Source organism: Pseudomonas sp. OV546 (genome assembly GCF_900116845.1).
Classification (GTDB): Bacteria; Pseudomonadota; Gammaproteobacteria; order Pseudomonadales; family Pseudomonadaceae; genus Aquipseudomonas; species Aquipseudomonas petroselini.
Window position 1 is genome coordinate 1 of sequence record NZ_FPCE01000023.1, and the last position, 13,599, is coordinate 13,599.

The 13,599-nt window shown below is 59.3% G+C and carries 12 protein-coding genes; 7 read left to right on the forward strand and 5 right to left on the reverse strand.

Annotation, left to right across the window (positions count from 1 at the left end):
* Positions 1 to 109 precede the first annotated feature (109 nt).
* Positions 110 to 550, reverse strand: coding sequence for a peptidoglycan-binding protein LysM (lysM, locus tag BM403_RS30060; protein WP_012721704.1), 441 nt, complete (start codon positions 548 to 550; stop codon positions 110 to 112).
* 132 nt (positions 551 to 682) lie between these two features.
* Between lysM and BM403_RS30065 the strand changes: the two genes are divergently transcribed.
* From BM403_RS30065 to BM403_RS30080, 4 genes are all read left to right on the forward strand, one after another.
* Positions 683 to 1,570, forward strand: a complete 888-nt coding sequence (locus BM403_RS30065; RefSeq protein WP_012721703.1) for a LysR family transcriptional regulator — start codon at positions 683 to 685, stop codon at positions 1,568 to 1,570.
* Between the two features lie 97 nt (positions 1,571 to 1,667).
* Complete coding sequence (fdhD, locus tag BM403_RS30070) at positions 1,668 to 2,507, forward strand: formate dehydrogenase accessory sulfurtransferase FdhD (RefSeq protein WP_064054138.1); 840 nt, start codon at positions 1,668 to 1,670, stop codon at positions 2,505 to 2,507.
* Positions 2,504 to 4,852, forward strand: a complete 2,349-nt coding sequence (locus BM403_RS30075) for an FdhF/YdeP family oxidoreductase (RefSeq protein ID WP_093546769.1) — start codon at positions 2,504 to 2,506, stop codon at positions 4,850 to 4,852. The genes fdhD and BM403_RS30075 overlap by 4 nt, the downstream gene beginning before the upstream one ends.
* A 367-nt stretch (positions 4,853 to 5,219) precedes the next feature.
* Positions 5,220 to 5,699, forward strand: a complete 480-nt coding sequence (locus BM403_RS30080; protein WP_012721700.1) for a glycine zipper domain-containing protein — start codon at positions 5,220 to 5,222, stop codon at positions 5,697 to 5,699.
* A 224-nt stretch (positions 5,700 to 5,923) separates the two neighbouring features.
* On the opposite strand, the gene BM403_RS30085 is transcribed toward BM403_RS30080, so the two are convergent.
* From BM403_RS30085 to BM403_RS30095, 3 genes are all read right to left on the reverse strand, one after another.
* Positions 5,924 to 6,355: an acyl-CoA thioesterase gene (locus tag BM403_RS30085; protein WP_093546772.1), complete on the reverse strand. Its 432-nt coding sequence runs from the start codon at positions 6,353 to 6,355 to the stop codon at positions 5,924 to 5,926.
* A gap of 22 nt (positions 6,356 to 6,377) precedes the next feature.
* Complete coding sequence (locus BM403_RS30090) at positions 6,378 to 8,315, reverse strand: RecQ family ATP-dependent DNA helicase (protein WP_093546774.1); 1,938 nt, start codon at positions 8,313 to 8,315, stop codon at positions 6,378 to 6,380.
* Between the two features lie 283 nt (positions 8,316 to 8,598).
* Positions 8,599 to 9,774 (reverse strand): tetratricopeptide repeat protein, encoded by a 1,176-nt coding sequence (locus tag BM403_RS30095; RefSeq protein ID WP_046034597.1) that lies wholly within the window; start codon positions 9,772 to 9,774, stop codon positions 8,599 to 8,601.
* Between the two features lie 176 nt (positions 9,775 to 9,950).
* Between BM403_RS30095 and BM403_RS30100 the strand changes: the two genes are divergently transcribed.
* The 3 genes from BM403_RS30100 to BM403_RS30110 all read left to right on the forward strand — a co-directional run bounded on the left by BM403_RS30100 (position 9,951) and on the right by BM403_RS30110 (position 11,724).
* On the forward strand, positions 9,951 to 10,121 hold the full coding sequence (locus BM403_RS30100; protein ID WP_003236014.1) for a YhfG family protein: 171 nt from the start codon (positions 9,951 to 9,953) through the stop codon (positions 10,119 to 10,121).
* Positions 10,121 to 10,720 carry a putative adenosine monophosphate-protein transferase Fic gene (locus BM403_RS30105; RefSeq protein ID WP_012721695.1) on the forward strand — a complete coding sequence of 200 codons (600 nt, stop codon included), beginning with the start codon at positions 10,121 to 10,123 and terminating at the stop codon, positions 10,718 to 10,720. Before BM403_RS30100 ends, BM403_RS30105 begins: the two co-directional genes overlap by 1 nt.
* A gap of 647 nt (positions 10,721 to 11,367) precedes the next feature.
* Entirely contained in the window at positions 11,368 to 11,724 is a 357-nt protein-coding gene (locus tag BM403_RS30110) for a DUF1493 family protein (protein WP_043206099.1), read from the forward strand.
* Between the two features lie 287 nt (positions 11,725 to 12,011).
* Here BM403_RS30110 and BM403_RS30115 read toward each other — a convergent pair whose 3' ends face one another.
* Entirely contained in the window at positions 12,012 to 13,553 is a 1,542-nt protein-coding gene (locus BM403_RS30115) for a phosphoenolpyruvate carboxykinase (RefSeq protein ID WP_012721692.1), read from the reverse strand.
* Between the last annotated feature and the right edge of the window lie 46 nt (positions 13,554 to 13,599).

The following is a 13,599-nucleotide window of genomic DNA, read 5'->3' on the forward strand; positions in this document are numbered from 1 at the left end:
TACCTCCTGATCATGCGTATTAACCTGTAAACCATGTCCCCGGTTAGAAATGTAAACGATGTCCCCGGTTTGTACCGGGGCAAGCCCCCTCCCACCTTTCGTATTGGGCTTACTCAGGAATACGCAGCGTCTGCCCTGGATAAATCTTGTCTGGATGAGACAACAGCGGCTTGTTGGCCTCAAAGATCTTGTTGTACTGGTTGGCGTTGCCATACACCGCCAGGGAAATCGCGCTCAGGGTGTCACCCTTTTTCACCACGACGAAACGGGCGGCAGCTACGGCCGGGCCGGATACGGTGATCTGGTCATCCACACTGGCCACACCGGCAATATTGCCCAGCGCCAGCAAAATCTTTTCTTTCTCTTCCTGGGTGGCGACTTCACCGGTGACGGTTACCTTGTCGCCATCCACCGTGGTCTGCACATTCGGATTACCCAGACCCACTTTCGCCACGTGCTCCTTCAACTGCTCACTCGCGTTCGCATTACCCGGCGTCAACAGGTCGATCAACTTCTCGCCCGCTTCCTTAATAAAGCTAATAAGACTCATGGTGCGCTCTCCTTGATGTTTGGTTTCCAGATGCCAAAGACTAGACCAGTCCCACAGACTTGGGTTCCAGCCCGACCAAAGACCCAAACGCGCTAGAATCCCCCCGCCATTGGAATAAGCCCTGGAGCGAAGATGGACATCAAACAGCTGAAATTCCTCATCGCCCTCGACGAGACGCGTCACTTCGGCCAGGCGGCGGCACGATGCCATATCACCCAACCGACCCTGTCGATGCGCCTGCGCAGCCTTGAGGAAGAACTTGATCTTCCCCTGGTCAATCGCGGCCAGCGCTTTGAGGGGTTCACCGCGCCTGGCGAACGGGTACTGGCCTGGGCACGCACCGTGCTGGCGGCGTATGACGGCTTGCAGGCTGAAGCGGCCGCCTGTCGCGGCAACCTGGTGGGTACGTTGCGCCTGGGCGTGGTGCCACTGTCGAGCTTTGATCCACTGGCACTAATGCAGCAACTGCACAAAGAGCACCCAAGCCTGCGTTTCGAGCTGTCGGCACTCAGCTCCGAACAAATCCTTGAACAACTGGCGAGCAATCGCCTGGATTTAGGCGTGTCCTACCTGGAGCGGCTGGACAATGAACGCTTCGACTCGCTGGCCTTGGGCGAAACCCGTATGGGCCTGCTTTACGACCAGCGCTTTTTCAGCTTCGGCGACACGCCGCTGAGCTGGGAAGCACTGATCGAACTGCCCTTGGGCATGCTCACCAGCGGCATGCACTTTCGCCAGTCCATCGACCACAACTTTCACAGCCGGGGCTTGCACCCGCAGCCGCTGTTACAAACCGATGCCGTCCATCAGTTGTTACAAGCCGTTCACGGCGGACTCTGTTGCGCGGTGATGCCATTGGACGGGGGCCTGGACGCGCTCACCGAGCATTTGCGCCTGCAACCCATCGACGACGCCCACACCCTGGCGCGCCTGGGGCTGATCATGCGCCGCAGCGCACCCCGCTCTGCCTTGGCGGAAGCGTGTTTCGCGCTGTTTCAGAAATCGCAAAAAGAGTCTTGATCGACGTCATCTATCGGTAGATCAGTACTGGCAATTAGACGCGACGCTTTGTCGCGCCTAGTCTAAACACTGACCAATCCGCCGGTGGTACTGCCCCATGAACGCCAAGCGCCCAGTCTGCGCGGCGCCCGCTCTTGAAACGCCCGCGCCCGCCGCCAGCCAGAGCTATCAGTATTGCAACCTCGAACACACGGAATCCGCCAGCACAGCCTTGGCGGAGGAAGTGGCGTTGGCGATTGCTTTCAACGATATCAGCCAGGCGGTGATGCTGGTGACGCCGACGGACCTGGAAGACTTTATCGTCGGCTTCAGCATCGGCAGCGGCATTATTGCCGACGTTAGCGATATTTATGACCTGAAACTCAGCGGAACCGGCTCTACCCAGTATGCGCAGGTGCAGATTTCCAGCCGCGCCTTCTGGAACCTCAAGCAGCAACGCCGCCAATTGGCCGGTACCAGCGGCTGTGGCCTGTGCGGTGTGGAAGCCGTGGAACAAGCGCTGCCAGACCTTCAGGTACTGCCCGGTGCGCCGCTGCCGCCCGCCGAATGGCTCGATGGCCTGCGTCAGCGCATCAGTGCGTTCCAGCCCCTGGGCCAGTACAGCGGCGCCGTGCACGCCGCGGTATTTATGAACAGCCAAGGCGAATTGCTCCTGGGTCGCGAAGACATCGGCCGGCATAACGCCCTCGATAAGCTGATCGGCGCGCTGATCCGCCAAAAGATTCCGACCGAAGGCGGCCTGGCGATTGTCACCAGCCGTTGCAGCCTTGAATTGATCCAGAAAGTCCTGCGCGCGGGCATCCAGACCCTGGTCAGCCTGTCGTCGCCCACCGGCCTGGCCCTGCAATGGGCACGCCGGCACAACCTCAATCTCATCCACCTGCCGCAGAAAAGTGCGCCGCGGGTCTACAGCCCTGCGATGGAGAACCAGCCGTGAGCAATCATCATCAAGCCGACCAAACCCCAACCCCGCGCTACAAGCCTTATAAAGGCCCGGCGGGCGGCTGGGGGGCACTGATCAGCGTGGCGCAAGCCTGGTTGACCAGCGACAACGCGCTGAAAAACCTGCGCATGATGCTCAAGACCAACCAGAACGGCGGCTTCGACTGCCCCGGCTGTGCCTGGGGCGACTCGCCCGAAAGCGGCATGGTCAAGTTCTGCGAAAACGGCGCCAAGGCGGTGAACTGGGAAGCCACCAAGCGCCGTGTGGATGCTGCGTTCTTTGCCAAACACAGCGTCACTGCCTTGCTGGAGCAGAGTGACTATTGGCTGGAATACCAAGGCCGCCTGACCGAGCCGATGCGCTACGACGCCGAAACCGACCGCTACACGCCCATCAGTTGGGAGGCGGCGTTCGACCTGGTCGGCAAGCATCTCAACGCCCTGCCCAGCCCGGACATGGCCGAGTTCTACACATCGGGCCGCGCCAGCAATGAGGCGGCGTACCTGTATCAGCTGTTCGTGCGCGCCTACGGCACCAACAACTTTCCGGACTGTTCGAACATGTGCCACGAAGCCAGCGGCGTTGCCCTGGCACAAAGTGTGGGCGTGGGCAAAGGCACCGTGACCTTTGATGACTTCGAACATGCCGACGCGATTTTCGTCTGGGGCCAGAACCCCGGCACCAACCACCCACGCATGCTCGAACCGCTGCGTGAAGCGGTTAAGCGCGGTGCTCAGGTGGTGTGTATCAACCCATTGAAAGAGCGCGGCCTGGAACGCTTCCAGCATCCGCAACACCCGCTGGAAATGCTTACCAACGGCGACAAACCGACCAACACCGCGTATTTCCGCCCGGCGCTGGGTGGCGACATGGCCATCCTGCGCGGCATGGCCAAGTTCCTGTTGTTGTGGGAACGCGAGGCCCAGGCCGAAGGCAAAGAGGCCGTGTTCGACCACGACTTCCTCAACGAACACACCACCAACGTGCTGGATTACCTGGGCAAGATCGACGACACCTCGTGGGATGAAATCGTCGCTCAGTCCGGCCTGCCCTTGGTCGAGATCGAACAAGCCGCGCGCATGTACGCCAAAGGCAAGAACGTGATCATGTGCTGGGCGATGGGCATCACCCAGCACCGCCATTCGGTGCCGACCATCCAGGAAATCGCCAACCTGATGCTGCTGCGCGGCAATATCGGGCGCCCGGGCGCCGGCCTGTGCCCGGTGCGTGGCCACAGCAACGTGCAGGGCGACCGCACCATGGGTATCAACGAACGCCCACCGGTGGCGTTCCTCGACTCACTGGAACGTCGCTTCCAATTCAAGGTGCCGCGCGACAACGGCCACAATGTGGTGGAAGCGATTCACGCCATGCTTGAAGGCCGCTCCAAAGTGTTTATCGGCCTGGGCGGCAACTTCGCCCAAGCCACGCCGGACAGCCCGCGCACCTTCGAAGCGCTGCGCAATTGCGACCTGACCGTGCAGATCAGCACCAAGCTCAACCGCAGCCACTTGATGCACGGCAAAGATGCGCTGATCCTGCCGTGCCTGGGCCGTACCGACATCGACATCCAGGCCGAAGGCCCGCAAGCGGTGACGGTGGAAGACTCGTTCAGCATGGTCCACGGCTCCAACGGCCAGTTGCAGCCGCTGTCGAAATTGATGAAATCGGAGCCGGCGATCCTGGCCGGTATCGCCGCCGCGACCCTGGGCAGCAAACCGGTGGATTGGAACTGGCTGGTGGCCGACTACAGCCGCATCCGCGACCTGATCGCCGACACCATCCCTGGCTTCAAGGACTTCAACGAGAAGATCAAAAAACCAGGCGGCTTCTACTTGGGCAACTCCGCCGGTGCGCGCCGCTGGAACACGCCATCGGGCCGTGCCAACTTCCGCCCCAACATCCTGCCCAAGGACTTGATCCACGAACGCACCCACGCCACCGGCCGCGTGCCGGACCTGATCATGCAGTCGATGCGCTCGCACGATCAGTACAACACCACGATCTATGGCCTGGACGACCGCTACCGTGGGGTCAAGGGCCAGCGTGATGTGTTGTTCGTCAACGAAGCCGACATTATTCGCCTGGGCTTCAAGCCGGGGCAGAAGGCCGACATCGTGTCATTGTGGGAAGACGGCCGTGAACGCCGCGTGAAGGGCTTTACCTTGCTGGCGTTTGATATCCCGGCAGGGCAGGCAGCGGCTTACTATCCGGAGGTTAACCCGCTGGTGCCGCTGGAAAGTACCGGGGATGGCAGCCATACGCCGACGTCGAAGTTCGTGGCGATCCGTTTGGAAGCGGCGAGTAACAATGGCTTGATCATGGCACGCTCGGCTTGATCACCGGACCTGTAGTGAGCGGGCTTGCCCCGCGCTGGGCTGCGAAGCGGCCCTAAAACCAGGCGCCGCAGAGTGTCTGAGACAACGCGGCGTTCTTATTGGGGCTGCTGCGCAGCCCAGCGCGGGGCAAGCCCGCTCACTACAACGATGGCGTGTTGATCATCCTGAATTGCGGGCACAAAAAAGGCCGCTTTTGCATAAAAGCGGCCGTTCCCAAGTAGCTAAAGACTGACGAATTCAACTTAAGTTCCCGTGTTAAAACAGTAACTTATAGAATTGTGTACAACTCGTGTTACTGGTCGGATTTCTATTGTCACAATCTCGACACAGCCTCAGGATCGCGCCGTCATCCTCTTGAGGTCTCTCTATGAAGTTCTCCTCGATTCTCTTGTTGTCCCTTGGCCTGGTCAGTGGCGCAGCCATGGCCGGTGGCACCACCGAAGCCGGTGTGGGCGGCGCATTGGGCGGGGTACTCGGTTCGGTTGTCGGCCAGCAGATCGGCGGTAACACCGGCTCGGCCATCGGCGCAGCCCTCGGCGGCGCAGGCGGCAGTGCGGTCGGTGCAGACAAGCGCAGCCGCGGCGAAGCAGCCATTGGCGGTGCCCTCGGCGCGGCTGGCGGCAACGTGGTAGGCCGCAGCATGGGCGGCAACACGGGCAGCCTGATCGGCGCAGCCGCGGGTGGTGGTGCAGGTGGCGCACTGGGTAACTACATGGGCAACAAGAGCGATGACGATGATCGTCGTTATCGTGGGCGTGATAACCGTCGTTATGACCGGGATGATCATCGTGGACGCGGGCATGCCTATGGGCATCGCAAAAACAAGCATCACTACCGTCACCGGTAACACCTGAAATACACCCCACATCCAAGGTGTTTGTGTGGGTTTGTCGTAGTGAGCGGGCTTGCCCCGCGCTGGGGCGCGAAGCGCCCCTGACTCAGGCGCCGCGTTCTTTCAGGCAGAACTGATTGTCAGGTTTTGGGGCCGCTTCGCGGCCCGGCGCAGGGCAAGCCTGCTCACCACAACATCCCCCCTCCCACATTTAGCGCCATGATGTTCGGGGTATTAGGTCAGCTCACCAACTGCTGCAACGCCTCACGCAACGACCCCGGAATACTCACCGGCAGGTTCGACCCCCGATCCACAAACACATGCACAAAGCGCCCTGCCGCACAGGCCTCTTCCTCGCCTGCCTTGAATACCGCCAACTCGTACTGCACTGAGCTATTGCCCAACTTGCCCACCCGCAGGCCGATTTCAATGCGCTCGGGAAAGGCAATCGACGCAAAGTAATCGCACGCTGAGCTCACCACAAACCCCACCACTTCGCCGTCATGAATATCCAACCCACCGTGTTCGATCAGGTAGGTATTCACCGCCGTGTCGAAAAAGCTGTAGTAGGTCACGTTGTTCACATGGCCATACACATCGTTGTCGTGCCAGCGCGTGATGATCGGCTGGAAGTGAGGGTAATCGGCACGTTGCGGTACTGAATCAGGCATCGGGTCATCTCGTGAAAGTGAGTTACAGATCATCCAAATGGGTCTGGGCCCATTCGCGCACCTCGGCGTACGGGTAATCCTCCAGCGCAGCAAACCCCGGAATGCCCCGCGCCTTCAACTTGGTAAACAACGGCACACTGATGCCACCAAGGAAACGCGTCAGGCGTTCCGCACCTGGCAGTTGGCCGGTGTGTTCATGATGCCTGTGGATAAAATCACCGCACAGTCCCATGAAGTTTTTATCCACAAGCGGCGGCAAGCTTGGCGGTGGCGGCAGGTGCGCAACGTGCCCGTGACACACCGAGCAATGACCGCAACGTTGCGGTGCGTTTTCATCACCAAAATACTTCGCCAGGCGCTGCCCCAGGCAGTGCTCGGTGGCGAACAGATCGAGCATGGCGTGAATTCGCGCCACTTCGCCCACCTCGTGCTGCTTGAAGCCTGTGTATAACGCTTCGCTCAGTGCCTGTGGGTCAAAATCTGTATTCAGCAAACTGTAGACCTCGGTCATCTGCTTGCTTTCCAGCTCGATCAAGCCCTGCTCCTGGAAATAGTCCAGCGCCTTCACCACCCGCCCACGTTCGGCATTGTGCTGTTGATAAAGCGCGTCAAAATCCACCGTCGCCCAGGTCTTTGCCCGTTTGCAGACTTGGATGATCGCCGCGACAAACTGCTGTCGTTCGCCGGAGAAACGCGCCAGCAAAGCCTCAGGTTCGATCAGGTATTTGAAACGGTATTCGGCGTAGAACGCGTAGCGCGGCGCTATCACGCCCTTGAGCTCCAGCTGCACCAGCAACGTCTTGAGCGGCAGCTCGCGGATATTACTGTGGTCCGACAGCGACCTCAGCAGGAACTCCCACTGCCCCTCACTGCGTGCTGCCTGTAACTCATCGAGTACCCGGCGAATACCGTCCTGCTCGGGCGTATCGCCGTACACAAAGTTTTCCAGCACATTAAGGCTGTCGCGGTTGGCCAACACCAGGCAGTCGGACGGCTGCCCATCACGCCCCGCACGGCCGATTTCCTGGCTGTAGTTCTCGATGGATTTGGGCAGGTCGAAGTGCACCACGTTGCGGATATCACTCTTGTCGATGCCCATGCCAAACGCGATGGTAGCGACAATGCAATGGGAGCGCCCGCCCATGAAACGCTGCTGGATGCCCTCGCGCTTATCGTGAGGTAAACCCGCGTGATAAGCCTCGGCCTGGATGCCATTACGGTTCAGGTGCTCGGCAATCTGCTCGGCGGTTTTCTGCAAGGTGACGTAGACGATGCTGGGTTGATTGGCGCGCTCGTTCATCCACTCCACCAAGCGTCGGCGCTTGTCAGAGCCGCTGACCGGCTCCACCAACAGGTTGAGATTGGGCCGGTAGAAGCCCGTAGTCACCACATCGTCCGGCGCAATGGCGAACTTCGCCTGCATGTCGGCAATCACCTTAGGCGTCGCTGTAGCCGTCAGCAGCAGCGCTTGTGGGATATTGAACTGACGCTGGTAGTCCGGCAGCTTCAGATAGTCCGGGCGGAAGTTGTGGCCCCATTCGGAAATACAGTGCGCCTCGTCCACGACCAGCAGCGAAATCTGCACACTTTGCAGGAAGTTGCGAAATCGCTCGTTCTTCAAGCGTTCCACCGAAATCATCAAGATTTTCAGCTCACCGGAGCGCGCACGGGCCATCACTTCATTGGCCTCGTCACGGCTCTGGGCCGAATCGATACTGCCTGCCGAAATGCCATGCCGCTGCAGGAAACCCAACTGGTCCTGCATCAACGCCAACAACGGCGACACCACCACTGTCAGGTGCGGCAGCAACACCGCCGACAGCTGGTAACACAGGGACTTGCCCGACCCGGTGGGGAAAATTGCCGCCGCCGAACGGCCGGCCAGTACAGCGCTGATCGTTTGCTCCTGGCCCAAACGAAACTGTGGATAACCGAAGACCTGCTGGAGGGTGTCGTGCATAGGCTGTCACTCCATTGACCGCTGAGTTGGCTCCAAAACATAGCCTGGGAATCTCAGCGAATCGAGAAAGGTCGCGAGGAAAAAAGAGACAGGATGATACACAGGGTACTGCGGTGGCCTTGGGCCAAATGCGACAAGGTCGAATGCAGTTGTAGGAATAACACCAACCAAATGTGAGAGGGGGCTTGCTCCCGATAGCAGAGTGTCAGCAGTACCTCTGTACTGACACACCACCATCGGGAGCAAGCCCCCTCCTGCACCTTAACTCTGCACGGCAGCTGAATCAGCGATTTTGCACCCGCTCAATCGCCGTGTCATACACCGGATTGGCCTTCTGTTCCTTGGCCAACTGGTAGTGACGCAACGCATCGGCAAACTGCCCTGCCGCTTCGTAGATCCGCGCAATGTTGTAATAAGCGCCAGCCCGCACCGTCGCAGCGTTCGCGCCGTTCGCCAGGGCGATGGCCTTGCGGTTGGCCCAGATAGACTCGGCAGTATTGCCGGCTTTCTGATACGCCAGGCCCAGGTTGCCGTAGGCCTTGCCGAAACCATTGTCCAGTTCGATCGCCTGACGGAACAGGTCGATGGCCTGGTCCAGGTTACCCGCCTGGTAGGCCGCCTCACCTTGGAGGTTCAGACGTTTCGCATCGGTTTGTGCGGAAGAACTGACCGCGACAGCGGTAATCGCCACGCTGTCGTCCAGCAACGGTTTGACTTCGTTCAGTACACTCGCGGCATTCACGGTCACGCCGCTGAAGGTGTTGATGTCCTGGAAGTCACCGCTGCCGGTCATGCGGAACACCGTCCACAGGTTACCGCTGCGGTTTTTCGGCACGTAATAGGTGCGTACCAGCGATTGCCCCATGTACACGAACACCTTGGCTTCGCTGTTGGACAGCTGACGCGAGCCCGGATTGCCGCCATTGCTGAAGTCGTGCACGGCGTACACGTAGCTTTCGCCGTAGTGCTTCTTCTGCAAGGTGATGGTTTCCGGGCCGTAGCTGTCGGTGTCATCCACATCCAGCTCGGCATCGGTGCCGTTCTTGTTCTCGAAATAGATGTTATTGCCGGGGAAAATCATGTGGGAGTCGAGGTCACGCGGGGTCTTGCCCCACGTCAGCACCACGCGCAGGCCGTCGAGGTTTTCCATTACCGGGCTGATGGCATACGTCATGCCTGCGCACGGGCACTTCACCACCAGATTGGAGTAACCGGGCTTCTTGATGATCAGCAGGTTGGTGCCATCGTCTGCACCTTCGCTGGTGAGCGTCACCTGACCCTGGGCGTTGGTGCGGCCCACTATGTTCTGCGCGCCATTGCGTTGCAGCAACACTTCGGCGTCAGCGATCTTCTGATCCTTGACCACTGCACTGAGCACTTCAATCGGCAATTGCTCGGCCTGAACCGAAAAAGCCACCGCACACAAAGACACCGCCGAGGCGATACGCAGCAAACCCATGCTTAACTTCCCTTTAAGTAGTGGGCGGAATCGCCCTACAAGATTTTGCGGTGAAACATACCCTGAAATCAGGCTACTGGCGGATTTTTTGCACAAAATGTGACGTGGTTTTTATCCCGCCTGCCCATTGAAGCATTGCGCTACAATCAAGCCTTGCCACCCAGGAGTACGCTGCGATGAGCGAACTGACGTTTGAGCAAAAACAGGATCACTACCACAAGATCCGCCGTTCCAATTACCTGGCCAGCCTGCGCCTGGAAGGGTTCGACACCCAACCGGCGGACGTCGACAAACCCTTGCCGACCCGCGAAGCCGTCCTCGCCAAGTACCGCAACACCCCACGCTGATGCTCGACAAATACGGGGTGGGCCAGGATCCGTACTGCTATCCCGGTAGCAGCGTCCTGCGCAACCGCCTCGATTTGCTCGACGAAACGCGCCTGCACCAGGCCGAGCGGGAGCTTTCCGAAATTGCCGTAGGCAGCCTTCCCCTCTTCGCACCGCCCTACGATCTTGAGCGCCTGCAACATATCCACCGCACCCTGTTCGGCGATATCTACGACTGGGCCGGAGAACTGCGCAGCGTCAACATCCAGAAAGGCGACACCCTGTTCTGCACCCCGGAACGCATCCCGCCGGAAGCGGCGAAAATCATCCGGCGCATGGCAGAGGCGAACTGGTATGTCGGCGCGAGTCAGGCCGAGTTGATCACACAGATTGCTGAAGCCTACGGCGACCTCAACGTCATCCACCCCTTCCGAGAAGGCAACGGTCGGGCGCAGCGGATCCTATTCGAACAGATCATCGTGAACGCGGGTTTTTCGGTGAACTGGTGGCTGGTCAAACACGCGGCGTGGGTACCGGCGAATATTGATGCGGTGGCGTGTGATTACCGGGGGTTGGAGGCGATTTTTGAGCGGTGTGTGAGTCGGCCTGCCAGCGCCTGATCATTGTCATCACGGGCAAGCTCGGCGCCCACATTTGGCCGTTTTTACCTGTTGCCTCGCTGCCAAGCCATAAATGCCGGAAACCGCTGTAAGAAATCTCCAAACGCTGCGACATCCTCTTCCCAAACTGCTTCAAACACCCACTCTCCCCTCTACAGAAATTACCCGCTGCTGAATGAAAATAGCGCGGTCTCCACTTTCTCGGCAGAAACCCGTGAACATCGAAAGGACTCAACACATCGGCCACTATGGCGCCACCTTCACAGTGATGCGCTTCACAGGGGTACCCGGTAAGCACCCTATTGGGGTCAGCCCTCAGCAATCACCCCCATCCTTCGTCCGACCTTACCAAGGTGGATGAAACGATGACCGAATATGCTTCTTGGATCATTCTCATCACCCTCGTCACACTCGCCGTATCGCTCGACAGAAAGATCAAGCGTCCTGCCCTCAGAACATGGGTTGGGTTCACCCTGATAGTTGCAGGTCCACTACTTCTGTTTGGCGCCACACGCTGGATAACCGAGCTACAATTCGACAGCATTCCGGTGCTTGCTTTTAGCTACGGCATTCGCTTGCTGATCACCCGAAACAAATATCGCCCCCAACGCAACCATCCCCCTCACCCACTCCTGCGTGCCCCCACCATGAACCTCGCCCCCAACTTCCCCGAAGACCCCGTCATGCAGCAACTCCTGCAACTGCTGCACGAGGAAATCGGCCTGCCGAAACACAAGACGATCCGCCTGCAAACCTCACTCAATTTCGACCTCGGTTGCGATGGCGGCGAGGCCAAGCAACTGATGGAAGCGCTGGAGCAGGAATTTGCCCTCGACCTGGGTGACTACGACACTTATCGTTACTTCAACCCGCCGGTGTTTGATGTGTTCCTCAAACGCAGGGCCAAGGGGCGCGGCGAAAAAGTGCCGCTGACCATCGGCATGCTCTACCTGGCCATCAAGACCCATAGCTGGGATACGCAGACGCTGGAGAACCTGAGCTGAGGAAACACGAATTCCAGGCACACCGGAACTCAAATGTGGGAGGGGGCTTGCCCCCGATAGCAGAGTGTCAGTCAGCAGATGTGCGGCTGATACACCGCCATCGGGAGCAAGCCCCCTCCCACATTGGATCTACGCTAAGTTGGCGAGCTGTGTTGCAAACATATGGACGTAACAATGGGCCTGCTGGGGGCCTGCTGGTCGGCGCTGTGGTTTTGCACATCGCCGGCTAACATCGCACCCACAAAAAAGCCGCCCACAAGAGGCGGCTTTTTCACAACGATCGACTCTTACAACTTAGGACCCGCAGCCTTGATCGCATCGCTCACTTCAAACTTCTTGAAGTTCTCGATGAACAGACCGGCCAGCGCCTTCGCCGCTTCGTCGTAAGCGGCCTTGTCAGCCCAGGTGTTACGTGGGTTCAACAGGCCAGTCTCAACGCCCGGCACCGCCAGTGGCACGTCGAGGTTGATGGTGTCGAGGTGCTCGGTTTCAGCACCGATCAACGCGCCGCTCTGGATCGCTGCGATCACACCGCGAGTGGTCGGAATGTTGAAACGTTTGCCGACGCCGTAGCCGCCGCCGGTCCAGCCGGTGTTGACCAGGTAGACCTTGGAGCCGAAGCCACGGATGCGCTTGATCAGCAACTCAGCATATTCGCCAGCCGGACGCGGGAAGAACGGTGCGCCGAAGCAGGTGGAGAAGGTCGACTTGATGCCGCCGCCGGAACCCATTTCGGTCGAGCCCACCAGTGCGGTGTAGCCGGACAAGAAGTGGTAGGCCGCTTGTTCTTCGCTGAGGATCGACACGGGCGGCAGTACGCCAGTCAGGTCGCAGGTCAGGAAGATCACCGCGTTTGGCTCGCCGCCCAGGTTCTTCTCGGAACGCTTGGCGACGTGCTCCAGCGGGTACGCCGCGCGGCTGTTCTGGGTGAGGCTGACGTTGGTGTAGTCGGCGTGCTTGGCGTCGTCGATGACAACGTTTTCCAACACAGCGCCGTGTTTGATGGCTTTCCAGATGACCGGCTCGTTCTTCTCGGACAAGTCGATGCACTTGGCATAGCAACCGCCTTCGATGTTGAACACTACGCCCTCGCCCCAGCCGTGTTCGTCGTCACCGATCAGGTAACGGCTTTCGTCGGCGGACAGGGTGGTTTTGCCGGTGCCGGACAGACCGAAGAACAGGGTCACGTCGCCTGCTTCGCCGATGTTGGCGGCGCAGTGCATCGGCAGTACGTCGGAAGCCGGCAGCAGGAAGTTCTGCACCGAGAACATGGCTTTTTTCATTTCACCGGCGTAACGCATGCCGGCGATCAGGACTTTTTTCTGCGCGAAGTTGAGGATCACGCAACCATCGGAGTTGGTGCCGTCACGCTCTGGCACGCATTCGAAGTTGGCGACGTTGAGCACTTGCCACTCATCACGACCGGCCGGGTTGTATTTCGCCGGGTTGATGAACAGGCAACGACCGAACAGGTTCTGCCAGGCAGTCTGGGTGGTCATCTTCACAGCCAGGTAGTGGTCTTCGGCGGACCCTACATGCACGTGGGAAACGAAGTGCTCTTGCGCGTTGTTGAACGCTTCGACACGAGCCCACAGGGCATCGAACTTGTCGGCCGGGAACTTGCGGTTGATCGGGCCCCAGGCGATAGCGTCCTGGGTGGAAGGCTCTTCAACGATGAAACGATCGACTGGCGAACGGCCGGTACGGTGACCGGTTTCGACAACCAGCGCGCCAGTATCGGCAAGCACGCCTTCACCGCGCTGCAGGGCTTCTTTGACCAGATCGTCAACACTCAGATCGGTGTATACGGCGTTATTGGCTTGCGTCATGAGGTTCCCCGTCGGCCTATGGCCGAGTGCTCCAAACGTTTTGTAG

Bases quoted from the DNA above. Each gene is read 5' to 3' on its own strand.
- BM403_RS30090 (WP_093546774.1), bottom strand. From the start codon at position 8,315: ATGCACGACACCCTCCAGCAGGTCTTCGGTTATCCACAGTTTCGTTTG.
- BM403_RS30100 (WP_003236014.1), top strand. From the start codon at position 9,951: ATGAGCGAACTGACGTTTGAGCAAAAACAGGATCACTACCACAAGATC.
- BM403_RS30110 (WP_043206099.1), top strand. From the start codon at position 11,368: ATGAACCTCGCCCCCAACTTCCCCGAAGACCCCGTCATGCAGCAACTC.
- lysM (WP_012721704.1), bottom strand. From the start codon at position 550: ATGAGTCTTATTAGCTTTATTAAGGAAGCGGGCGAGAAGTTGATCGAC.
- BM403_RS30115 (WP_012721692.1), bottom strand. From the start codon at position 13,553: ATGACGCAAGCCAATAACGCCGTATACACCGATCTGAGTGTTGACGAT.
- BM403_RS30080 (WP_012721700.1), top strand. From the start codon at position 5,220: ATGAAGTTCTCCTCGATTCTCTTGTTGTCCCTTGGCCTGGTCAGTGGC.
- BM403_RS30095 (WP_046034597.1), bottom strand. From the start codon at position 9,774: ATGGGTTTGCTGCGTATCGCCTCGGCGGTGTCTTTGTGTGCGGTGGCT.
- BM403_RS30065 (WP_012721703.1), top strand. From the start codon at position 683: ATGGACATCAAACAGCTGAAATTCCTCATCGCCCTCGACGAGACGCGT.
- fdhD (WP_064054138.1), top strand. From the start codon at position 1,668: ATGAACGCCAAGCGCCCAGTCTGCGCGGCGCCCGCTCTTGAAACGCCC.
- BM403_RS30105 (WP_012721695.1), top strand. From the start codon at position 10,121: ATGCTCGACAAATACGGGGTGGGCCAGGATCCGTACTGCTATCCCGGT.
- BM403_RS30085 (WP_093546772.1), bottom strand. From the start codon at position 6,355: ATGCCTGATTCAGTACCGCAACGTGCCGATTACCCTCACTTCCAGCCG.